General features: G+C 67.3%; 21 protein-coding genes. 11 read left to right on the top strand and 10 right to left on the bottom strand.

The window, feature by feature from the left end; translation table 11 throughout:
* The first annotated feature begins 194 nt into the window (after positions 1-194).
* Positions 195-1,817, top strand: a complete 1,623-nt coding sequence (locus I6N89_RS09465) for an MFS transporter (protein WP_207018137.1) — start codon at positions 195-197, stop codon at positions 1,815-1,817.
* Positions 1,818-1,872: 55 nt separating this feature from the next.
* On the opposite strand, the gene I6N89_RS09460 is transcribed toward I6N89_RS09465, so the two are convergent.
* The 3 genes from I6N89_RS09460 to I6N89_RS09450 form a co-directional block, all read right to left on the bottom strand.
* Complete coding sequence (locus tag I6N89_RS09460; RefSeq protein WP_207018136.1) at positions 1,873-2,139, bottom strand: hypothetical protein; 267 nt, start codon at positions 2,137-2,139, stop codon at positions 1,873-1,875.
* 123 nt (positions 2,140-2,262) lie between these two features.
* Complete coding sequence (locus I6N89_RS09455; RefSeq protein WP_207018134.1) at positions 2,263-3,135, bottom strand: sulfotransferase; 873 nt, start codon at positions 3,133-3,135, stop codon at positions 2,263-2,265.
* Positions 3,136-3,268: 133 nt separating this feature from the next.
* Complete coding sequence (locus I6N89_RS09450; RefSeq protein ID WP_207018132.1) at positions 3,269-3,922, bottom strand: peroxiredoxin; 654 nt, start codon at positions 3,920-3,922, stop codon at positions 3,269-3,271.
* A 161-nt stretch (positions 3,923-4,083) separates the two neighbouring features.
* Here I6N89_RS09450 and I6N89_RS09445 point away from each other — a divergent pair, with 161 nt between their 5' ends.
* On the top strand, positions 4,084-5,523 hold the full coding sequence (locus I6N89_RS09445) for an aldehyde dehydrogenase family protein (protein ID WP_207018131.1): 1,440 nt from the start codon (positions 4,084-4,086) through the stop codon (positions 5,521-5,523).
* A gap of 152 nt (positions 5,524-5,675) precedes the next feature.
* Here I6N89_RS09445 and I6N89_RS09440 read toward each other — a convergent pair whose 3' ends face one another.
* The 4 genes from I6N89_RS09440 to I6N89_RS09425 all read right to left on the bottom strand — a co-directional run bounded on the left by I6N89_RS09440 (position 5,676) and on the right by I6N89_RS09425 (position 8,688).
* Positions 5,676-6,323, bottom strand: coding sequence for an RluA family pseudouridine synthase (locus I6N89_RS09440; protein WP_207018130.1), 648 nt, complete (start codon positions 6,321-6,323; stop codon positions 5,676-5,678).
* Positions 6,324-6,361: 38 nt separating this feature from the next.
* The gene (locus I6N89_RS09435) at positions 6,362-6,973 is read right to left on the bottom strand and encodes a LysE family translocator (protein WP_207018129.1); all 612 of its coding nucleotides are present in this window, start codon (positions 6,971-6,973) and stop codon (positions 6,362-6,364) included.
* Positions 6,970-7,419, bottom strand: a complete 450-nt coding sequence (locus tag I6N89_RS09430) for a GAF domain-containing protein (RefSeq protein WP_207018128.1) — start codon at positions 7,417-7,419, stop codon at positions 6,970-6,972. The genes I6N89_RS09435 and I6N89_RS09430 overlap by 4 nt, the downstream gene beginning before the upstream one ends.
* Before the next feature lie 96 nt (positions 7,420-7,515).
* On the bottom strand, positions 7,516-8,688 hold the full coding sequence (locus I6N89_RS09425; RefSeq protein WP_207018127.1) for an acetyl-CoA C-acyltransferase: 1,173 nt from the start codon (positions 8,686-8,688) through the stop codon (positions 7,516-7,518).
* Between the two features lie 93 nt (positions 8,689-8,781).
* Between I6N89_RS09425 and I6N89_RS09420 the strand changes: the two genes are divergently transcribed.
* The 3 genes from I6N89_RS09420 (at position 8,782) to I6N89_RS09410 (ending at position 10,782) form a co-directional block, all read left to right on the top strand.
* Positions 8,782-9,120: an STAS domain-containing protein gene (locus I6N89_RS09420; protein ID WP_076696200.1), complete on the top strand. Its 339-nt coding sequence runs from the start codon at positions 8,782-8,784 to the stop codon at positions 9,118-9,120.
* 27 nt (positions 9,121-9,147) lie between these two features.
* Entirely contained in the window at positions 9,148-9,624 is a 477-nt protein-coding gene (locus I6N89_RS09415; RefSeq protein WP_207018126.1) for an ATP-binding protein, read from the top strand.
* Positions 9,625-10,185: 561 nt separating this feature from the next.
* Complete coding sequence (locus I6N89_RS09410; protein WP_207018125.1) at positions 10,186-10,782, top strand: DUF805 domain-containing protein; 597 nt, start codon at positions 10,186-10,188, stop codon at positions 10,780-10,782.
* A 60-nt stretch (positions 10,783-10,842) separates the two neighbouring features.
* Here the strand turns inward: I6N89_RS09410 and I6N89_RS09405 are convergent, their stop codons facing one another.
* The 3 genes from I6N89_RS09405 to I6N89_RS09395 all read right to left on the bottom strand — a co-directional run bounded on the left by I6N89_RS09405 (position 10,843) and on the right by I6N89_RS09395 (position 13,529).
* Positions 10,843-12,213, bottom strand: a complete 1,371-nt coding sequence (locus tag I6N89_RS09405) for a glutamate--cysteine ligase (protein ID WP_207018123.1) — start codon at positions 12,211-12,213, stop codon at positions 10,843-10,845.
* A 66-nt stretch (positions 12,214-12,279) separates the two neighbouring features.
* Positions 12,280-12,810, bottom strand: a complete 531-nt coding sequence (locus I6N89_RS09400) for a hypothetical protein (RefSeq protein ID WP_207018120.1) — start codon at positions 12,808-12,810, stop codon at positions 12,280-12,282.
* Entirely contained in the window at positions 12,807-13,529 is a 723-nt protein-coding gene (locus tag I6N89_RS09395) for a 16S rRNA (uracil(1498)-N(3))-methyltransferase (protein ID WP_207018118.1), read from the bottom strand. Before I6N89_RS09395 ends, I6N89_RS09400 begins: the two co-directional genes overlap by 4 nt.
* Before the next feature lie 12 nt (positions 13,530-13,541).
* On the opposite strand from I6N89_RS09395, the gene ubiA reads away from it, so the two are divergent.
* The 6 genes from ubiA to I6N89_RS09365 all read left to right on the top strand — a co-directional run bounded on the left by ubiA (position 13,542) and on the right by I6N89_RS09365 (position 19,934).
* Positions 13,542-14,510 carry a 4-hydroxybenzoate octaprenyltransferase gene (gene ubiA / locus I6N89_RS09390; protein ID WP_207018116.1) on the top strand — a complete coding sequence of 323 codons (969 nt, stop codon included), beginning with the start codon at positions 13,542-13,544 and terminating at the stop codon, positions 14,508-14,510.
* Between the two features lie 64 nt (positions 14,511-14,574).
* The gene (locus I6N89_RS09385; protein ID WP_207018114.1) at positions 14,575-16,488 is read left to right on the top strand and encodes an OmpA family protein; all 1,914 of its coding nucleotides are present in this window, start codon (positions 14,575-14,577) and stop codon (positions 16,486-16,488) included.
* Positions 16,485-16,817: a hypothetical protein gene (locus I6N89_RS09380; RefSeq protein WP_076696187.1), complete on the top strand. Its 333-nt coding sequence runs from the start codon at positions 16,485-16,487 to the stop codon at positions 16,815-16,817. Before I6N89_RS09385 ends, I6N89_RS09380 begins: the two co-directional genes overlap by 4 nt.
* Before the next feature lie 215 nt (positions 16,818-17,032).
* Complete coding sequence (locus tag I6N89_RS09375) at positions 17,033-17,686, top strand: histidine phosphatase family protein (protein ID WP_207018112.1); 654 nt, start codon at positions 17,033-17,035, stop codon at positions 17,684-17,686.
* 62 nt (positions 17,687-17,748) lie between these two features.
* The gene (locus I6N89_RS09370; RefSeq protein WP_207018110.1) at positions 17,749-18,813 is read left to right on the top strand and encodes a saccharopine dehydrogenase; all 1,065 of its coding nucleotides are present in this window, start codon (positions 17,749-17,751) and stop codon (positions 18,811-18,813) included.
* Positions 18,810-19,934 carry a saccharopine dehydrogenase C-terminal domain-containing protein gene (locus I6N89_RS09365; RefSeq protein WP_207018109.1) on the top strand — a complete coding sequence of 375 codons (1,125 nt, stop codon included), beginning with the start codon at positions 18,810-18,812 and terminating at the stop codon, positions 19,932-19,934. Before I6N89_RS09370 ends, I6N89_RS09365 begins: the two co-directional genes overlap by 4 nt.
* The last annotated feature ends 126 nt before the right edge of the window (positions 19,935-20,060 follow it).

The raw sequence follows: 20,060 nt of genomic DNA, 5'->3' as shown, positions 1-20,060 counted from the left end.
GCTGTTTCCGGAAAGTGAAGGATTCATGAAGCTTTCATGTCGCTCCGTGACGCTGCCGCGACGGCACCGGTGGCTTGACCTCGGGGCCGGAGTAGGGGAGATATTTCGGGGTCTGCGCCCGTGGCGCGGCGCCGGGGGAGGGACGCGACGTCTGGCCCGACCGCCGGTTCCCCAGCAACCGCTCAAGGGGCCTTATGCCGCCACGTTCCGCTTCTCCGCTCACCGTCCTGCGCATCCCCGCCTTCCGCAATCGCTGGGCGGCCTCGCTGGTCTCGCATCTGGGCACGCTGGTGCAGTCGGTGGGCGCGGGCTGGATGATGACCCAGATCAGCGACAGCGACGCCATGGTGGGGCTGGTGCAGGCGGCGGTGACGGTGCCCACGATGCTGTTCGCGGTCTTCGCCGGCACCCTGGCCGACAGCCACGACCGGCGCCGCGTGATGATCGGGGCGCAGTTCTTTATGATGGCGGCGGCATCGCTGCTGACGGTGCTGGCCTGGGCCGGGCTGATGACGCCCTGGCTTTTGGTGCTGCTGACCTTTTTGATCGGCACCGGCTCGACCTTCTTCAACCCGTCCTGGCAGGCCTCGATGGGCGATATCGTGCCGCGCAGCGATCTGCCCTCGGCAGTGGCGCTGAACTCCATGGCGTTCAATGCCATGCGCTCGGTCGGCCCTGCCGTGGGGGGTATCATCGTGGCCGCCGCAGGGGCCGCCGCCGCGTTCGCGCTGAACGCGGTGAGCTATGTGGCGATGATCGTTGCGCTGTGGCTATGGAAGGCGCCGCTGCCAGACAACAGCCTCCCGCGCGAGCCGCTGCGCCTCGCGATCGGCTCGGGTCTGCGCTATGTCGCCATGTCGCCCAACCTGATGAACGTGCTGGGACGGGCTTTTCTATTCGGGCTCGGCTCGGTCGCGGTGCTGTCGCTGCTGCCGGTCGTCGCGCATGAGCGGTTGAACGGAGACGCCACCACCTACGGGATCCTGCTCGGCTCTTTCGGGGTCGGCGCGATCGGCGGCGCATTTTCCAACGCGCGGCTGCGCGAGCGTTTCGACAACGAACATATCATCCGTTTCGCCGCGCTGGCGGGCACCGGCTCGACAATACTTCTGGCTTTTGCACCGGTGATCTGGCTCTGCCTGCCGGCGCTGCTCGTGAGCGGCGCCTGCTGGGTGGTGGCGCTATCGCTTTTCAACGTGACAGTACAGCTTTCGACGCCGCGCTGGGTGGTGGGCCGTGCAATTGCGCTCTATCAGAGCGCCTCTTTCGGCGGCATGGCGCTTGGCAGCTGGATCTGGGGCGCCGCCTCGGACGCGCAGGGGCTGACGCTGGCGCTGCTGGGCGCGGCGCTGACCCTGGCGCTGGCGGCGGCGGTCGGACTGCGCCAGCCGCTGCCGGAATACGGCAATCTCGACATGTCGCCGCTGGATCTCTTCCGCGAGCCGATGCTGCAACTCGACGTGCAGCCGCGCAGCGGGCCGATCTTTGCGGTGACCCGGTTCGAGATCGACCACCGGGACGAGGCGGAATTTCTTGAGGTCATGGCCGAGCGCCGACGCATTCGCATCCGCGACGGGGCGCAGAACTGGGTGCTGATGCGCGATCTGGAGAACCCGAGGATCTGGGAAGAGACCTATCACGTCCCGACCTGGGTGGAATATATCCGCCACAACACGCGCCGGACAAAGGCCGATCACGGCACCTATGAGCGTCTTCTGGCGCTGCATCGCGGCCCCGAGCGGCCACATACCCGCCGGATGATCGAGCGCCACGCCATCGCGCGCGGGCGCGGTGGGGCCTATTACTTCGATATCTGAGGGCGCGGCGTCAGCGGCCCGGAACGGCATATCCGGGCCGGTCTTGGCTTCTGGATTAGAGCAGGAAATCGAACCCGTCGATCAGATCGGGCGGTACATTGTCCTCCCAGGCCGGCTCGGAGCCGCGCTGGCCGCCAATATTCTCCTGGATCGTTTCCTTTGCGTTGCCGAAATTCTCGAACGCCTTGTAGTGATCGCCGGCGGGAAAGCTGCCATTCGGCCAGCTTAGCGCGTCGCTCGCGTTGCGAACCGCGTGGTCATCGGCAATCGTCTTTCCCTCTGCGGTTTCCCAAAACAGAAACCCAAGTCCGTCTTCAGCCATGATCAACTCCTAATATGCAATGCGCTCGAAAGAGCGGTGGGTTTGAAAAGAACTACTCTGAACACGGAAGATCATAGCACGTCCGGGGCGCGCGCCTCAGTCAGGAATACCGGAGGCCACCGCTCAGCGCTCCCACGCGTCGGGCAGAGCCGCGCCGAAGCGCGCGCGGCAAAAGGCGTATTGGGCGTCGAGCCTTGCGCGAAGGGCGGTGCGGGCGGCGTCGGGCAAGCGGGTACGGATCTGCGTTTCGTTCTGCGGCGTCCGGGAGGCGGGCGGGCAGTAGTCCAGCCCGGCAAAGGTGCAGAGCCGGCGCAGGCTGTCCTCGCTCAGCAGGTCTTCGTAGAAGAGGTAGAGCAGGTCGCTTGCGGGAAACACCGCCTCTAGCGCCTCGATCGTGGCGCGGTAATCGGCGCGGGCCATCAGCGGGCCCGCCTCCAGCGCCTCGGGCCATTTGCGTAGCGCTGCATTTTCCGGATTCATCTGTTCCAGCTGGCGCAGCTGCGACCAGAACCGCGCCACAGGGTCACGCAGGATGAAGAGCAGCTTGGGCGCCGCGTTCTGCGATGCGGCAAAGTCGCGTAGGCAGGCGAACCCCTCGGCGCCGATGGCGGCGTAGGCCGGGGTGATGTCGCAGAAGGCGCGGGTTTCGGGGCCGCAGAGCCGGGCGAAATGGCCGAAATAGGCGTTGTCGTCATAGACCATCTGCGCGCGGTCGATGCTGGCACGGAAATTCGGCCGCTCGCGCAGCGCCCGGGCCGGGTCGTCCGGCTGGTTCAGGTGGAATTTCAGCCGGGCCAGCGCCAGCCCCTCCATATCGCCAAGCGCGTTCTGCGGATATTTGGCGTTGAAGAAATGCAGCTCCTTCAGAGGCGACACAGTGGCGCCTTGCAGGCTGTGCAGATAGCCGTGCAGCCAGCTCGTTGCGCATTTCGCGGCGCCGACGCAGACAAGGAAGGTCTTGCCGTCCAGCACCGGATAGCGCAGCAGCGATGACATGGCCCGGCCCTCCGATCCTCTGGCCGCACCAGCGTGGCACAGGGCCGGCTCCGGCTCAATGCGCGGGAATGGGCCCGCAAGCAAAAGGCCCGCCACGGCAGGCGGGCCTTTCCTGTCGTCCTCAGATCCCGGATCAGGCCGGGTTCTTGGCGTAGCGCAGATAGGGCAGCTTGATATCCAGCTCGCCGAATTTCTCGGTGGCGGCGGCGTCGTCCAGAGACAGGGCGACGATCACGTCCTGGCCGGTTTCCCAGTTGGCCGGCGTCGCGAGCGGCTGCTCATAGGTGCGTTGCAGGCCGTCCAGCGCGCGCAGCACCTCGGCAAAGTTCCGGCCCACCGACATCGGGTAGGTCATCATCAGCTGCACCTTCTTGTTCGGCGCCACGATGAAGACCGAGCGCACGGTGGCGCTGTCGGCAGGGGTGCGGCCATCGGGCAGGTAGGCATCGGCGGGCAGCATGTCGAGCGCCTTGGCCACGGCCAGATCCTCATCGGCGATGATCGGGAAGCCGGCGTTGGCACCGGCGGTCTTTTCGATGTCGCCCTTCCACTGCTTGTGCTCGTCGACACCGTCGACCGAGATGCCCATCACCTTGGTGCCGCGCTTGGCCCATTCGTCTGAAAGCTGTGCCACGGCGCCGAACTCGGTGGTGCAGACCGGGGTGAAATCCTTGGGGTGCGAGAACAGGATCGCCCAGCTGTCGCCGATCCAGTCATGCAGGTCGTACTCGCCCAGGTCGGTGACGACGTGGAGGTTGGGAATGGTGTCGTTGATACGAAGAGCCATGGTGGTGTCCTTTCCTGTCCAAATCACTCGGTTTTGATCTTGTTCTTTAGATACTTTCTAAACCGATGAAGTAAAGACCCTGGCTTGCGGCTCGGTGTGCAGGGTGACAGTGTGTCGCTCGGCGGAGGATTTGATCAAATTGAGTCTGATGGAGAGACACCATGATTGAGAAGCGTCAGTTCTATATCGACGGGGTCTGGGTGGATGCGCTGGAGGGGCGTGACCACGCGGTGATCGACCCGGCCACCGAAGACCCCTGCGCGATGATCGCCCTGGGCGGACAGGCCGATACCGATGCGGCGGTCGCCGCCGCCAAGCGCGCGCTGCCGGGCTGGATGGCCACGCCGGTGGCCGAGCGCATTGCGCTGGTGGAGAAGCTGCTGGAGATCTATTCCGAGCGCGGCGAGGAGATGGCGCAGGCGATCTCCACCGAGATGGGCGCGCCCATTTCGCTGGCACGGGCCAATCAGGTGGGGGCCGGGGCCTTTCACCTGAAGAACTTCATCGAGGCGGCCAAGCGCTACGAGTTTGAAAAGCCGTTCTCCGAAGCCTTCCCCGACACCCATATGATCGAGGAGGCGGTCGGCGTCTGCGCGCTGATCACGCCGTGGAACTGGCCGATGAACCAGGTCACGCTCAAGGTGGGCGCGGCGGCCATTGCCGGCTGCACCATGGTGCTGAAACCCTCCGAGGAAAGCCCGCTCTCGGCGATGCTCTTCGCCGAATGCATGGATGCGGCGGGCTTCCCCAAGGGGGTGTTCAACCTGGTGAATGGCGATGGCGCCGGCGTCGGCACGCAGCTTTCCTCGCATGAGGATATCGACATGGTGAGCTTCACCGGCTCGACCCGTGCCGGCCGGGCGATCTCCAAGGCTGCCGCCGACACGCTGAAGCGCGTGCATCTGGAGCTGGGCGGCAAGGGCGCCAACCTGATCTTCGCCGATGCGGACGAGACGGCGGTGAAGCGCGGCGTGCTGCACATGATGCAGAACAGCGGGCAAAGCTGCAACGCGCCCTCGCGCATGATGGTCGAGGCGCCGATCTATGACAGCGTCGTCGAGCGCGCCGCCGAGGTCGCCGCCACGGTGAAGGTCGGCGCGCCTTCCGAGGATGGCAAGCATATCGGCCCGGTGGTGAATGCCACGCAATACGAAAAGATCCAGGGCCTGATCGAGACCGGCATCAAGGAAGGCGCCAGGCTCGTCGCCGGTGGTCCGGGCCGTCCGGAAGGGTTCAACAAGGGCTTCTATGTGCGCCCCACGGTCTTTGCCGATGTGACGCCCGACATGACCATTGCCCGCGAAGAGATCTTCGGCCCGGTGCTGTCGATCATGAAGTTCGAGAGCGAGGAAGAGGCGGTCGCGGTCGCCAATGACACGCCCTACGGGCTCACCAACTACGTACAATCGCAGGACGCGGAGCGCCGCCACCGGCTGGCGCGCCAGCTGCGCTCGGGTATGGTCGAGATGAACGGCAAGAGCCGCGCTCCCGGCGCGCCCTTCGGCGGCATGAAACAGTCCGGCAATGGCCGTGAGGGCGGGATCCACGGCATCCACGACTTCCTCGAGATCAAGGCGGTGAGCGGCTGGGCCGCCGAGTGACCGCTATCGGGGAGGCGGTGCACCTCATCGCCTCCCCGCGCCGCGCAGGCCTTTCATCTTTCCGGCAAATACTCACGGCGCTCCGGTAAGGCCGGCGCGGCCTCCGGACATTTCTCGCGTCAAATATGGTCGCGAGTCTGCCTGAAATCTCTTTAGAACGGCGCTTTCGAGCGGAATTTTACCCCGATCCCGCTCTCCGGATGGTGCAGCCGCAGCTCTTCGGCGTGCAGCATCATGCGCTGAAAGTCCCCTGCCGTCTCCGGCGCGTAAAGCGGATCGCCGAGGATCGGATGCCCCAGCGCCAGCATATGCACCCGCAGCTGATGGCTGCGCCCGGTCACCGGGTGCAGCCGCACCCGGCTCTCGGCATCGCTGGCCTTGGTCACCTTGTATTCGGTCAGCGCCGGCTTGCCCGCATCGTGATCGACCTTCTGCAACGGGCGGTTGGGCCAGTCGACGATCAGCGGCAGATCGACCGTGCCGGTCTTCGGCTCCAACCGCCCCGCAACGCGGGCGATATAGGTCTTCCTGGTCTTCCGCGCTTCGAACTGCTGGCCGAGATGGCGCTGCGCATGCGCGGTCAGCGCAAAGACCATCACCCCGGAGGTGTCGCGGTCGAGCCGGTGCACCAGCCGCACTGTCGGAAACGCCCGCTCCAGCCGTGCGATCAGGCAATCGGCCAGATGCGCGCCCTTGCCGGGCACCGACAGGAGGCCTGCGGGTTTGTCGACCACGAGGAGCTCGTGATCTTCGTGCAGGACGGGGATCTCGCCCGAAGGCGGTGCGTAATCGTCGCTCATCCGCCCCATGTGGCAAAGCCCGGCCCCAGCCGCAAGCCTCAGGGCAGGGCGGTGGCCCCCAGCGCCACGCCATAGACCAGAAAGCAGATCGCCAGCACCCGCCGCACCCAGAGATTCGCCACCGCCCCAAGCGCGGCGCGTCCGAGCAGCGCGCCGAGTGCCGTGTAGGTGACATAGCTCGCGGCGGTGATGCAGAGCGCGGTGGGCACGATCACCCGCATCTGCGACCAGATCGGCACGTCCGGCATGACGAATTGCGAAAAGGCGGCGAGATAGCCCGCCACCGATTTCGGGTTGATCGTGGCGATCAGGAAGGCGCGGGTATAGATCGAGCCCGAGGCCGCATGCGCCATGGCCAGCGGTCTGGACGCCGCGCGCCAGTTGCGGATGCCGAGCCAGAGCAGGAAGCCCGCGCCGAGGATCTTGGCGATCAGAAAGCCCGTTGGTGAATGGATCAGCAGCGCCGTCACCCCCACAGCCGAGAGCGTCAGGAAGAGCAGCGCCTGCGTCAGGATGCCGAGCACGCCCCAGAGCGCGCGGGCAAAGCCGGCGCTCATGCCGGTCTGGATGCAGTTCACCGCGTTCGGTCCGGGCGAGGTCACAAAGACCACCCAGAACAGCGCGAAGACGCTCCAGCCCTCCCAGCTCACCGGGCAAAGACGCTGTCGAGGATCGCCTGGAGTGCCCCGGCATCCTCTTCGGTAAAGGCGTCGGGCCGGTCGCTGTCGATATCCAGCACCGCGATCAGCGCGCCGGAGGCATCGCGCACCGGCAGCACCAGCTCCGAACGGGTCGAGCTGGCGCAGGCGATATGGCCGGGGAAGGCCTCCACATCGGGCACCAGCTGCGCCGTCCCGGTGCGGGCGCAGGCGCCGCAGACGCCGCGCGCGAACGGGATGGTCAGACAGCCATGGCCGCCTTGATAGGGGCCGATCTTCAGCAGTTCGGGCGCGGTGACCCGGTAGAAACCCGTCCAGTCGAACCGCTCGTCCGCATGGTGGATCTCGCAGGCGAGCGTGGCCATCAGGGCCACCGGGTCGTCCTCATTCTCGGTGAGCGCGGCGACGGTGCGGGCGAGGCTGGGATAGTCGGTCATGACGGTGCCTTTCGCGGAACGGAACGGGGGGAGAGGGGGGCAGAGCCCCCCGCCCACGGGGCGGCTCCCCCCGGGATCGGGCGGCGGGCGATGCGCTCAAATCCGCTCGATGGCGATGGCCGTGCCTTCGCCGCCGCCGATGCAGATCGCCGCGACCCCACGCTTCAGCCCGCGCGTTTCCAGCGCGTTCAGCAGCGTGACGATGATGCGCGCGCCGCTGGCACCGATCGGATGGCCGAGCGCGCAGGCGCCGCCATGCACGTTCACCACGTCGCGCGGCAGGCCCATCTCCTTCATGAAGGCCATGGGCACCACCGCAAAGGCTTCGTTCACCTCCCAGAGATCGACATCGGTTTTCTTCCAGCCGATGCGGTCGAGCAGTTTCTGCGCCGCCGGGATCGGGGCGGTGGGGAAGAGGCTCGGCGCCTGCGCGTGGCTGGCATGGCCGAGGATGCGGGCGCGCGGCGTCGCGCCCGTGGCCGCCGCGTTGTCGAGCGTGGTCAGCACCAGCGCCGCCGCGCCGTCGGAGATCGAGGAGGAATTCGCCGCCGTTACCGTGCCGTCCTTGCGGAAGGCCGGTTTCAGATGCGGGATCTTCTCGGGCCGGGCGCGGCCGGGCTGTTCGTCGCGGGTGATCACCTCCTCGCCGGTGCGGGCGTGGATGGTGACCGGCGTGATCTCGCGCGCGAAGGCGCCGGAGCGCTCCGCATCCAGCGCATTGTCGAGCGAGGCGATGGCGTATTGATCCTGCGCCTCGCGGGTGAACTGGAACGCCTCGGCGCAATCCTCGGCAAAGGTGCCCATGAGACGGCCCTTGTCATAGGCGTCTTCCAGCCCGTCGAGGAACATGTGGTCGATGACCTGACCGTGGCCGATACGGGCGCCGCCGCGCATCTTGGGCAGCAGGTAGGGCGCGTTGGTCATGCTCTCCATGCCGCCGGCGATCACCGTGGTGGCATGGCCGAGCGCGATCTGGTCGAACCCCGTCATCGCCGCCTTCATGCCGGAGCCGCACATCTTGTTGAGCGTCGTGGCGGGCACCTCTTCGCCCAGGCCCGCCTTGAACCCCGCCTGCCGCGCCGGCGCCTGGCCCTGACCGGCGGGCAGCACGCAGCCCATCAGCAGCTCGTCCACTGCCGGGCCGCCGGCCTCCGCCCGCGCCGCGCGGATCGCCGCGCCGCCGAGATCGGCGGCGGTCAGATCCGTGAACATGCCCTGAAACCCGCCCATGGCGCTGCGCGCCGCGCCGGTGATCACCACATCTGTCATGCCGTCTCCTCCCTAGAGCTTTGGTCCTGCATACCGAATGGTAAGGAATGCCGTCTAGCCTGCCGTTCAGGAAAGCAGTGCAGGGGCCGGCAGATGCATCTTACCATTCTCGGGACAGGCGATCCCCAGATCATCCGGGTCGAGGAGGGGCGGATCGATTCCGCCGTGGCGATCCAGTTCAAGGACGCGGTGCGCAGCGCCGTCTCGGCGGATGCGGCGCGGGTGGTGCTCGATCTGGGGCAGGTGGAGTTCATCGATTCGAGCGGGCTCGGCGCCATTGTCGCCGCGATGAAGGGCATGGCGCAGGGCCAGCGGCTCGATCTCGCGGCGCTGCGCCCGATGGTCGACAAGGTGTTCCGCATGACCCGTATGGACACGATCTTTGTCATTCATGACAGCGTAGAGGCCGCTTGCGGAAGCGGCGGCAGCTGAGGAGGCGCCGCAAGAGGACCAGGTGCGATGCCCGACATGCCAGACCAGGGCCCGACACTCGCGCTCGCGCTCGCGTTCGACTTCGCCAGCACGCCGGTGGAGGTGCGCGGCGCGCTCGAGCGCGTGGCGCGGGCGCTGGACGGCATCGGCTGGGATGCGGAGACCCGCGGCACGGTGGAGCTCGTCCTGGCGGAAGCGCTGAACAATATTGTCGAGCATGCCTATGGCGGTGCGCCGGACGGGCGCATTCAACTCGCGCTCGACGCGACGGCGGGCCGTGCCGATCTGGTGATCCGCGACAGCGGCGGCGCCATGCCGGGGCACCGGCTGCCCGCCGGCGCCCCTGTCGATCCGGATGTCTGCGGGGATCTGCCGGAAGGCGGCTTCGGCTGGTATCTTATCCGGCGTCTGGCAAGCCATCTCTCCTATCGCCGGACAGAGGGTTGCAACCGGCTGGAGATTCACATGCGCCGCGCCGATCACGCCGGCGGCGGCACTGGATAATGTCTCTCTGGCATGATTGACTGGAATTCCCCGAAACCGCCGCATTCCCATCTCATTGCCGCCCGATTGCAGGGCGATACAGAGAGGGTAGCTGCATATAGCTTCCCTCGGCGCCACGCCATTTCAGCCCCCACCCAGTGTGTGGCGCCGAGGTACTTCCCCCCAAATCCACCGCTTCCCCGTCACCCGCCCCGCGCGGGTTTTGTGCGTTTTTCCACGCACCGGCGGCGCTGTGCGATTGCCGTAGGATGAACACCAACAGATCACAATTCCGCCCGAATGCAGGGCGATACAGAGAGGGTAGCTGCATATGGCTTCCCTCGGCGTCACGCCGTTTCAGCCCCCACCCAGTGCGTGGCGCCGAGGTACTTAACTCCCCCCAATACCGTCGTACTCGCAGAGGACCGCAGCGCTGCAATCGCTGGCCTGTCTCGGCGTCGCGCTGCATGAGACGCAAAACAATGCCCGCCCGCGAAAAGGTCCTGCTTGCGCCGCATTTCGGCCTTCGCACCGCGCGAGCCTTCTGCGCAACCGCTTTGCCATCCACATAGAGACATCGTCATGTACGGCCCCATCTCCGCCTTCGAATCCTATCTTTTCAACGCACTGACATTGAACGCCCGGGCGACGCGCTCGGAATACTGGTGGCCGGCCCTCGTCATCGGGCTGGCGATGATCGCGGCAGGGGTTGCCGATGCGATGACGGTGATGCGAGTGAGCGAGGCGGGTGGGCTTCCGCCGCTGAACCCGTTCTCCTACTGGACGCCGCTGTTGTCGCTGCTGACGCTTGTGCCGAATATCTCCGTGGGCATCCGCCGCCTGCACGATACCGGACGCTCCGGGTTCTGGGCGCTCGTGATGCTGGCGCCGATGGTTGGCGGGCTGATCTACATCCTGCTGCTGTCTCTGCCCTCCGAGCCGCGAGAAAACGCCTGGGGTCAGCCGCGTGGCCGGATGAAGCCGCGTGCCCGCGACGATGCGGAGCGCGGCGACGCCGCTTCCGCGCGCCGGACGCGGGGACATCGGCCGAGCGCACTCGATTCCTATGCGGTGCTGCTTCAGGCCGAAGCCGAGCCATCGCCGGAAGAGATCGCCCGCCGCAAGCAGGAAGTGCATGAGTATTTCAAGCGCAACGTTTCGCGCCGCGCCTCCGCCTGAGCACGGCAGAAAGCTGCTCCGGGCCGCAGGGCTGGCCCGGACGACGCAGATAGGCTGCGCTCAGTAGCTGTACTGGCTGTAGATCCGGCTCAGGTCGCCGTTCCAGTCGCCGTGATAATGCTCCAGCAGCTCGTCGGCGGCGACCTTGCCGGTCTCCACGCTCTCCTTGAGCGCGTTGAGGAAATGCGTCTCGTCGGGCAGAAGCCCGCCAGCGCCGGGGCAGGCGCGCGCCTTGAGCCCGGCCTCGGCGATCTCCAGCGTCTGCCGCGCGAGATCGTGCATGCCGATGCCGTTCACCTCCGCCTGAAGCGCCTGTTCCGAGGCCGCCACGCGCAGCCCCTCGCGGGTCTCCGCGTCCCAGTCCTTGACCAGATCCCAGGCCGCATCCAGTGCGCCCTGATCGTAGGTCAGCCCGACCCAGAAGGCCGGCAGCGCGCAAAGCCGCCGCCACGGCCCGCCATCGGCACCGCGCATCTCGATGAATTTCTTCAGCCGCGCCTCGGGGAAGATCGTCGTGAGATGGTCGGCCCAGTCCGACAGGGTCGGTTTCTCGCCGGGCAGCGCGGGCAACTCGCCCTTGAGGAAATCGCGGAAGGACATCCCCAGCGCGTCGATATACTTGCCGTCGCGATAGACGAAATACATCGGCACATCGAGCGCGTATTCCGCGTAGGCCTCAAAGCCGAACCCCTCGTCGAAGACAAAGGGCAGCATGCCGGTGCGCGCCGCGTCGAGATTGCGCCAGACATAAGAGCGGTAGCTCTTCATGCCGTTGGGCTTGCCCTCGAAAAACGGCGAGTTGGCAAAAAGCGCGGTCGCCACCGGTTGCAGCGCCAGCGCCACGCGCATCTTTTTCACCATATCGGCCTCGGAGCCGAAATCGAGATTCACCTGCACGGTGCAGGTGCGCCGCATCATCGTCGTGCCGGTGGTGCCGACCGTGCCCATATAGGCATCCATCAGCTTGTAGCGCCCCTTGGGCATCAGCGGCATCTCGTCATGCATCCAGTCCGGCGCGGCGCCGAGCCCGATAAAGCCCACGCCGATCTCGTCGGCGACGCATTTCACTTCGCGCAGATGCTCGTTCACCTCGTCGCAGGTCTGGTGGATGGTCTCGAGCGGCGCGCCCGAAAGCTCCAGCGCACCGCCGGGCTCCAGCGAGACATTGGCGCCGTCCTTTTCGAGCCCGATGATATGCCCGCCCTCGCTGACCGGCTCCCAGCCGTAGCGGTCGCGCAGCCCTTCCAGAACCGCGCGGATCGAGCGCGGCCCGTCATAGGGCAGCGGCGCGTGGGTGTCGGTGAGATAGCCGAATTTCTCGTGCTCGGTGCCGATGCGCCAGTCGGCTTTCGGCTTGCAGCCGGCGGCCAGGTAGTCCGCGAGCTGCGCGTGGCTTTCGATCGGGCCGCCGCCGGATTGAGGGATGGACATGAGGGCGCTCCGATTGTCTTGGCCTGTCGCTTTGAAGGTCAGGCATGGGCGGAATGGTCTGCCTTGTCAATGCAGACGGAGGTGTGTGGACTCGCGCAAAGGCGCCTCCCAGATGGTCACCGAGTGCCGCGACGCACGGTGCATCTCGGTGAGCATGCGTTCGGTCGGCAGGCCGGGCAGGGTGGCAAACGCATCGAAGAGCGCATCCGCCCCTTCGGCGTTGAGCGGGATGGCGAGCGGCGGCTCGTCGGGCCGGTGCAGCAGCCAATGCGCCGGTTTGCCGCGACGGTCGAGGGTGAGGGCGGTGAGCGTGTCGAGATCGGCGGCGCCGCCGGTCAGCGGGCCGAAATAGCTGATGCGGCCCTCGATCACCTGCACAATGCCGGGCCCGCCGCCGCCCATGCGGAAGCGCCCGCGCTGGAGCCCGGCGATCAGCAGCAGCGCGCCGGCGGCGGCGACCACATAGCCCACCCAGTGCAACAGCCCGCCGCCGGTGAAAAACGCCCAGTAGAGCCCCAGCGCCAGCACGCCCGCGCCGTATAGCGCCTCGCGCCATTGTGATAGCGCTGACCGGACTTCGGGCCGCACGAGGCTCATGCCCAGTCCCCGTTCGTGGCCTGCCACAGCGTCAGCGCCGCCACCGCCGCCGTGTCGGCGCGCAGGATGCGCGGCCCGAGCGCGATCACCCGGGTCTGGTCCATCGCCCCGAGCCGGGCGCGCTCGGGCTCGGAGAACCCGCCCTCCGGCCCGATCAGCACCGCCGCCGGGGCGAGGACGCCCGCAAGGGCGGAGGAGCGGCTGCCCGCCTCGGCCTCGTCGCAAAAGAGCAGCGCCCGCTCCGCCGGCCACTCCGTCAGCAGCCGGTCAAGTCGCGCGAGCTCGGTCACCTCGGGCACGAAACAGGCGCCGCATTGTTCCGCCGCCTCAACCGCATGCGCCTGCAACCGATCCTGCCGGATGCGCTCGGAATTGGTAAACTGAGTCTGCACCGGCAGGATCCGCCGCACCCCCAGCTCCACCGCCTTTTCCACGATGAAATCGGTGCGCGCCTTCTTGATCGGCGCAAACAGCAGCCACAGATCCGGCGGCATCTCCTGCGCCCGCGTCCGTTCCGCGCAGACAGCCGCGCCGCCGCGCTTGCCGGCCTCGGAAATCTCCGCGCGCCACTCGCCGTCCTGCCCGTTGAAGAGCAGGATTGCGGCCCCGGCGCCCAGCCGCATCACGGAAAAGAGATAATGTGCCTGCTCCCGCGTCAGCGGGACAGGTTGTCCCGCGCCCAGCGGGTGATCTACAAACAGGCGAACCTTCGCAGTCATGAGGCGCACCATATGAGCCAGCACGGAACAACGCCAGAGGCAGAGGGCCAGGTCGCGGACGCCGTCCGCGGCAATTGGGTCGATCACTGGGCACCGGCCTGGTTCCGCCCCTATCTGCGGCTTTCCCGCGCCGACCGGCCCATCGGCACATGGCTGCTGCTGCTGCCCTGCTGGTGGGGGCTCTTACTGTCGATGGTGCATGACGGGCGCGCCTCCTGGTTCGATCTGTGGATCTTTGCTGGCTGCGGCATCGGCGCCTTTCTGATGCGCGGCGCAGGCTGTACCTGGAACGACATCACAGACCGGCATATCGACGGATCGGTGGCGCGCACCGCCTCGCGGCCGATTCCCTCGGGGCGGGTCTCGGCGAAACAGGCGCTGGCCTGGACGGCGGCGCAGGCGCTGGTGTCCTTCGCGATCCTGCTGACTTTCCCGCCCATGGCCATCGCGCTCGGCGTGCTGTCGCTGCTGCCGGTGGCGATCTATCCCTTCGCCAAGCGTTTCACCTGGTGGCCGCAGGTCTTTCTCGGCATCGCCTTCAACTGGGGCGCGCTGCTGGCCTGGACGGCCCATAGCGGCTCGCTCGGCCTGCCGGCGGTGCTGCTCTATCTCTCCGGCATGGCTTGGACGCTGTTCTACGACACGATCTACGCCCATCAGGACAAGGAGGACGACGCGCTGATCGGCGTCAAATCCACCGCGCGGCTCTTTGGCGATGATGCCACGCCGAAGTGGCTCGCCCGGTTCCTGGTGGTCAGTATCGCGCTCATGGGGCTGGCGATCATCGCCGCCGCCCCGCGTGGCGAGATCCTGCAACTGGTGATCCTTATCGGTGGGCCCTGGGCCATGGGCTGGCACATGCTCTGGCAGCTGCGCCGGCTCGACGTGAACGACAATGACCGCCTGCTGATGCTGTTCCGCGCCAACCGCGATGCGGGGCTTTTGCCTGTGCTGTTTTTCGCCGCTGCGTTGCTCGCCTGATTGCGCGATGCCGTTGCGGCGCGTATCAGACCCCGCAACAACAACAAAAAGGAAGCCGAGGCCGATGCGCCTGTCCAAACTCGCCATCCCCGCCGCGACCCTTCTGGCTGCCGCCTGTCTCTGTCTTCTCGCCGCCGTGTTTGCGTTACGCCTCGTGGAAGACAGCTCGCGCGCCGGGGTCGAGACGGCGCTGGATCTGGCAGAGCTCGACTGGGCCGAGGTCGATGTGAACGGGCTTCAGGTCTTCCTGATCGGCGAGGCTCCGGACGAGGCGGCGCGCTTCCAGGCGGTGACCGTTGCCGGCACCGTGGTGGATTCGGCACGGGTGATCGACCAGATGCTCGTCGCCGATGCCGACGACATCAAGCCGCCGCGCTTTTCCGTCGAGATCCTGCGCAATGACGAAGGCATCTCGGTGATCGGGCTGATCCCCGCCGCTATGGACCGCGAGACCCTGATCGAGAGCTTCGCCGATCTCGCCGGCGACGAGGGCGAGGTGTCCGACCTGCTGGAAGTGGCGGATTTTCCCGCACCCGAGGGCTGGTCTGAGGCCATGCGCTTCGGCTCCCGAGTACTGCGCGACCTGCCGCGCTCCAAGGTGTCGGTCGGTGCCGGCGCGGTTGCGATCAAGGCGATGACCGACAGCGAGGAAGCGCGCCGCCGGCTGCTTGCCGATCTCGAACGCCGGGTGCCCGACGGGGTGGAGCTGGCGCTCGATCTCTCGGCGCCGCGCCCGGTGATCACCCCGTTCATCCTGCGCTTTCTCATCGACGAGGAGGGGGGGCGCTTCGACGCCTGTTCCGCCGATACCGAAGAGGCCCGCACCCGCATCCTTGCGGCGGCGGAGGAGGCCGGTGTTGCGGATGGCGCAAACTGCCGGCTGGGGCTGGGGGTGCCGACGCGGCGCTGGGGCGACGCGGCGGTACTGGCCATCGGCGCGGTGCAGGATCTGGGCGGCGGCGCGGTCACAATCTCCAATGCCGATGTGGCGCTGCTGGCGCCCGAGGGCACCGATCCGGGTCTCTTCGACCGCGTCGTGGGCGAGCTGGAAAGCGGGCTTCCGGAGGTTTTCGCGCTGAAGGCCGTGCTTCCGGAAATTCCCGAAGAAAGCGATCAGGGCCCGCCGGAATTCACCGCGACGCTGAGCCCCGAGGGCTCGGTGCAGCTGCGTGGGCGGGTGCAGTCTGAGATTTCGCGTCAGACCGCCGACAGTTTCGCCCGTGCGCTCTTCACCTCTGAGTCGGTCTATACCGCCGCGCGGGTCGACGACACGCTGCCCTCGGGCTGGTCGGCGCGGGTGCTGGCGGGGCTGGAGGCGCTGGGTGAGCTGTCGAACGGTGTGGTGCGGGTGACGCCGGATCTGGTGTCGGTGGCGGGCAATACCGGCAATGCCGACGCGGCCGACGAGATCGCGGGTCTGCTCTCGGACAAGCTGGGTGAAGCGGCGGAGGTCGAGATCGACGTCACCTATCAGGAGAAACTCGACCCGACGCTGGGCATCCCGACGCCCGAGGAATGCGAGGCGCAGATCGTCGAGATCATCGGCGACCGCAAGATCACCTTCGAGCCGGGCTCGGCCAATCTCGATGCCTCCGCCAAGGATGTGATGGACGACATCGCCGAGCTGTTGAAACTTTGCGGCGACATCCCGCTGGAGATTCAGGGCCATACCGACAGCCAGGGCCGCGAGTCGATGAACCAGGCGCTCAGCCAGGATCGTGCGCAGGCGGTGCTGGATGCGCTGCGTAACCGCAGGGTGCTGACCGCCTCCTATCGCGTGACCGGTTACGGCGAGGAGCTGCCCATCGCCGACAATGGCACCGAGGCGGGACGCGAGGCCAATCGCCGTATCGAGTTCAAGCTCATCCGACCCGAGCCGGTGCCGGAGGTGCAGACCACGCTGGAAGAGCTTGAAGAGGCCGCCGGGGAAGGCGATACGGAGGCCGACGGCGTGGAAGAAGAAGGGGCAGGGGAATGAACAGGACGGAATTCGTGATCGCCACGGCGATCATTCTCTTTGTGGCCTTCTGCATGGGCTGGTTCGCCAACTGGCTGGTGCATCGTTTCAAGCGGATCAGCCAGGCGGATGTGGATCAGCTGGAGCGCATGAGCCAGGAGCTGCACGAGGCCGAGGAGACCCGCGATCAGGCGATCACCTACCTGCAACAGCGCGAGGCGGAGCTGACCAACCAGCTGGCACAGACCGAGGCGGAGCTGTCTGCGGCGATGGAGGGGCTGCGCGAGGCGCGCCACGAGGCCGAGGAGATGCGCGCCTGGATCGAGCGCCAGCAGGGCGGCGCGGCCTGATCTGGCGGCGCCGCTGACGCGGCACAGGGCAAGCCGCCCGACGCCTCCGGCGTCAGGCGGCGGCAGGCGCTCGTGGCGGTGTCTGCTGCGCCGTATATGCGTTCGGCCCGTGGCGGGGGCGGCGTGGGAGTATTTGCCGGAAAGATGAAAGGGCTGCGTGGCACTTTTCATTTCCGCCCGCGCTTCGTAAGAGGCGGTGGAAAGGAAGGTGGTGGATGTCCCATGTCACTCTGGTGCGCCACGGTCAGGCCAATACCGGCGCGCGCGACGAGATCTCATATGACAGGCTGAGCGATCTGGGGCGGCAGCAGGCGCGCTGGCTGGGGGCGCATCTGCGCGGCACCGGCGAGCGTTTTGCCCGGGCCTATAGCGGCACGCTGACCCGGCATCGCCAGACCGCCGAGGAAATGGATCTTGGGCTCGACGTGTCGCGCGATGCGCGCTTCAACGAGCTGGAATATTTCACCATGGCGCAGCTCTTTGCCGAGCAGCACGGGGTCGCGATCCCGGTGGATCGCGCCGGGTTCATCCTGCACATGCCGCGGCTTTTCACCGTCTGGCGCGAGGGCGGGCTGGAGGGCGCACCCGAGAGCTTTGCCGATTTCGAGGCGCGGGTTTCGGATGCGCTGCACGAGATCGCCGCCGGCGAGGGGCGCGCGGTGGTGGTGACCTCCGGCGGGGTTATCGGTTTTGCCATGCGCGCCACCATGGGGCTCGGGATGGGGGCGCTGGCGCATGCCTGCCTGTCGGTCGAGAACAGCTCGCTGCACCGGTTCCAGCCGCTGGCCACCGGGCTGGCGCTGACGCTTTTCAACGCGGTGCCGCATCTGGAAGGGGCCGAAAGGGCCGCAGCCCGCTCCCATCTCTGAGCCCTGGGTTTCACCCCCGGGCGCGCTGGGGTAGCGTGGCGCCGGACAGAGCGGGAGACAGCATGACACATCTGTGGGTGCGCGCCGAACAGCGCCCGAACGAGGATCGCGTGGGCATCACGCCCCGGGGCGTTGCCGAGCTGGTGGCGCAGGGCATGCGCGTGACGGTGGAGGAGAGCCGCAGCCGGGTGATCGGCATTGGTGCCTATCGCGACGCCGGGGCGGAGATCGCGCCCGAGGGCAGCTGGCCGCAGGCGCCGCGCGAGGCGCTGATCTTCGGGCTGAAGGAGCTGCCGGAGGACGGCACGCCGCTGGTGCACCGGCACATCATGTTCGGCCATGCCTATAAGGGCCAGCCGGCGGGGCAGGTGCTGCTCAGGCGCTTTGCCGCCGGTGGCGGCGCGCTCTACGATCTGGAATATCTGGTGGATGTCGAGGGCCGCCGGGTGGCGGCCTTCGGCTACTGGGCGGGCTATGCGGGGGCGGCGGTGTCGCTCTTTGCCTGGGCGGCGCAGCGCGCCGGCGGGATCTGCGCGCCGGTCTCGGTCTGGCCGAACTCACCGGAGATGGAGGCCGATCTGCGCGCCGCGCTCGACGCGGCGGCGGGGGCCGAGCGGCCGCGGGCGCTGGTGATCGGTGCGCTGGGGCGCGTCGGCAGCGGCGCCAGCGATCTCTGCGAGAAGATGGGCGTGCGGGTGACGCAATGGGACATGGCCGAGACCGCCCATGGCGGGCCGTTTCCGGAGGTGCTGGAGCATGAGCTCTTTCTCAACTGCATCCTGGCGCGGCCGGGCACGCCGGTCTTTGTGCCGGCCTCGGCGCCGGGCGATGCGCGACGGCTGAGCGTGATCGGCGATATCGCCTGCGATCCCGACAGCGATTTCTCGCCCGTCAAGGTCTATGACCGCGCCACGAGCTGGGAGGCGCCTGTGCTGCGGGTGCATGAGGAGCCGCCGCTCGACGTGATGGCGATCGACAATCTGCCCTCGCTGCTGCCGCTGGAGAGCAGCGAGGATTTCGCCGGGCAGCTGCTGCCCTGGCTGACGCGGCTGGAGGCGCTGGAGGACGGCGTCTGGGGCCGCGCCCGAGAGACATTCGAACAACATAAACCGGAGGCAGGGACATGATTCACTGGTGCGGAACGGGGCTTTCTTCGATCCCGGGGCTGCGACGCCTGATCGAGGCCGGGCACGATGTCATGGTGTGGAACCGCACCGAGACCAAGGCGCGCGAGGCGGTGGGCGATCTGACCAACCGGATCCTCGCCTTTGCGCCCGAGGCGGTCGAGGCGGCGGTGCAGCCCGGCGATGTGGTGGTTTCGATGCTGCCCGCCGACTGGCATGTGCCGCTGGCGGAGATTGCCATCGCCAAGGGCGCGCATTTCGTCTCGTCGAGCTATATCGCGCCGGAGATGCGGGCGCTGGAGGACAAGGCCAGGGCGGCGGGCGTGGCGCTGGTCAACGAGGTCGGTCTCGACCCGGGGATCGACCACCTGATGGCCCACGATCTGGTGCGCGCCTATCGCGAGTCGGAGGCTTTCGACGCGGAGAACGCGCTGAGCTTCGTGAGTTATTGCGGCGGCGTGCCGAAAGAGGCCAACGCGTTTCGCTACAAGTTCTCCTGGGCGCCGGTGGGGGTGCTGAAGGCACTGCGTTCGCCGTCGCGCTCGATCCGGCAGTTCTCGGAGCTGGAGGTGTCGCGCCCCTGGGAGGCGCTGGGGCGCTACGACGCGCCGCTCGACCCGCCGGAGAGTTTCGAGGTCTATCCCAACCGCGACTCGCTGCCCTTCATGGCGCAATATGGGTTCGAGCCGGGCTGGAAGGTGAAGGAATTCGTGCGCGGCACGCTGCGGCTGAATGGCTGGGCGGAGGCGTGGAAGGATGTCTTCGAGACGGTCGAGACGGCGGATGACGCGGCGCTGGCGAAGCTGGCGGGCGAGCTGCTGGAGGCCAACGCCTATGAGGAGGGGGAACCCGACCGGGTGGTGCTCTGCGTCTCGCTGAAGGCGGAGAAGGACGGTGTGCCGGTCTGGCACAAGACCTGGGTGATGGATGCCTGGGGAGATGCGCGCGGCAATGCCATGGGGCGGCTGGTCTCGGTGCCGGTATCGCTGGCGGTCGAGGCGGTGCTGAACCGCGAGATCGCGCCGGGCGTGTCTGCGGCGCCGTCGGATCCGAAACTCGTGACGCGCTGGCTCGACGAGGTGCAGGTGCTGGCGCAGCGATTGATGCTGGTGGATCAGCTCTGAGAGGTTCGGTCCGGGGGGCGGTGGGCAGATTGCCCACCCTACACGCACCGATCGGGCGGAAGCCTCTCAAAGACATCGTGAAAACGTCGTAGGGTGGGCAATCTGCCCACCACACCGGAGCCTCGA

The sequence above is a fragment of the Salipiger abyssi genome (assembly GCF_017311415.1).
Taxonomy (GTDB): domain Bacteria; phylum Pseudomonadota; class Alphaproteobacteria; order Rhodobacterales; family Rhodobacteraceae; genus Salipiger; species Salipiger abyssi_A.
This window is presented reverse-complemented; position numbering and strand designations above follow the sequence as displayed.

Bases quoted from the DNA above. Each gene is read 5' to 3' on its own strand.
- I6N89_RS09420 (WP_076696200.1), top strand. From the start codon at position 8,782: ATGCATCTTACCATTCTCGGGACAGGCGATCCCCAGATCATCCGGGTC.
- I6N89_RS09380 (WP_076696187.1), top strand. From the start codon at position 16,485: ATGAACAGGACGGAATTCGTGATCGCCACGGCGATCATTCTCTTTGTG.
- I6N89_RS09370 (WP_207018110.1), top strand. From the start codon at position 17,749: ATGACACATCTGTGGGTGCGCGCCGAACAGCGCCCGAACGAGGATCGC.
- I6N89_RS09425 (WP_207018127.1), bottom strand. From the start codon at position 8,688: ATGACAGATGTGGTGATCACCGGCGCGGCGCGCAGCGCCATGGGCGGG.
- I6N89_RS09445 (WP_207018131.1), top strand. From the start codon at position 4,084: ATGATTGAGAAGCGTCAGTTCTATATCGACGGGGTCTGGGTGGATGCG.
- I6N89_RS09450 (WP_207018132.1), bottom strand. From the start codon at position 3,922: ATGGCTCTTCGTATCAACGACACCATTCCCAACCTCCACGTCGTCACC.
- I6N89_RS09460 (WP_207018136.1), bottom strand. From the start codon at position 2,139: ATGGCTGAAGACGGACTTGGGTTTCTGTTTTGGGAAACCGCAGAGGGA.
- I6N89_RS09440 (WP_207018130.1), bottom strand. From the start codon at position 6,323: ATGAGCGACGATTACGCACCGCCTTCGGGCGAGATCCCCGTCCTGCAC.
- I6N89_RS09405 (WP_207018123.1), bottom strand. From the start codon at position 12,213: ATGTCCATCCCTCAATCCGGCGGCGGCCCGATCGAAAGCCACGCGCAG.
- I6N89_RS09385 (WP_207018114.1), top strand. From the start codon at position 14,575: ATGCGCCTGTCCAAACTCGCCATCCCCGCCGCGACCCTTCTGGCTGCC.
- I6N89_RS09415 (WP_207018126.1), top strand. From the start codon at position 9,148: ATGCCCGACATGCCAGACCAGGGCCCGACACTCGCGCTCGCGCTCGCG.
- I6N89_RS09455 (WP_207018134.1), bottom strand. From the start codon at position 3,135: ATGTCATCGCTGCTGCGCTATCCGGTGCTGGACGGCAAGACCTTCCTT.
- I6N89_RS09400 (WP_207018120.1), bottom strand. From the start codon at position 12,810: ATGAGCCTCGTGCGGCCCGAAGTCCGGTCAGCGCTATCACAATGGCGC.
- ubiA (WP_207018116.1), top strand. From the start codon at position 13,542: ATGAGCCAGCACGGAACAACGCCAGAGGCAGAGGGCCAGGTCGCGGAC.
- I6N89_RS09395 (WP_207018118.1), bottom strand. From the start codon at position 13,529: ATGACTGCGAAGGTTCGCCTGTTTGTAGATCACCCGCTGGGCGCGGGA.
- I6N89_RS09465 (WP_207018137.1), top strand. From the start codon at position 195: ATGCCGCCACGTTCCGCTTCTCCGCTCACCGTCCTGCGCATCCCCGCC.
- I6N89_RS09430 (WP_207018128.1), bottom strand. From the start codon at position 7,419: ATGACCGACTATCCCAGCCTCGCCCGCACCGTCGCCGCGCTCACCGAG.
- I6N89_RS09375 (WP_207018112.1), top strand. From the start codon at position 17,033: ATGTCCCATGTCACTCTGGTGCGCCACGGTCAGGCCAATACCGGCGCG.
- I6N89_RS09410 (WP_207018125.1), top strand. From the start codon at position 10,186: ATGTACGGCCCCATCTCCGCCTTCGAATCCTATCTTTTCAACGCACTG.
- I6N89_RS09365 (WP_207018109.1), top strand. From the start codon at position 18,810: ATGATTCACTGGTGCGGAACGGGGCTTTCTTCGATCCCGGGGCTGCGA.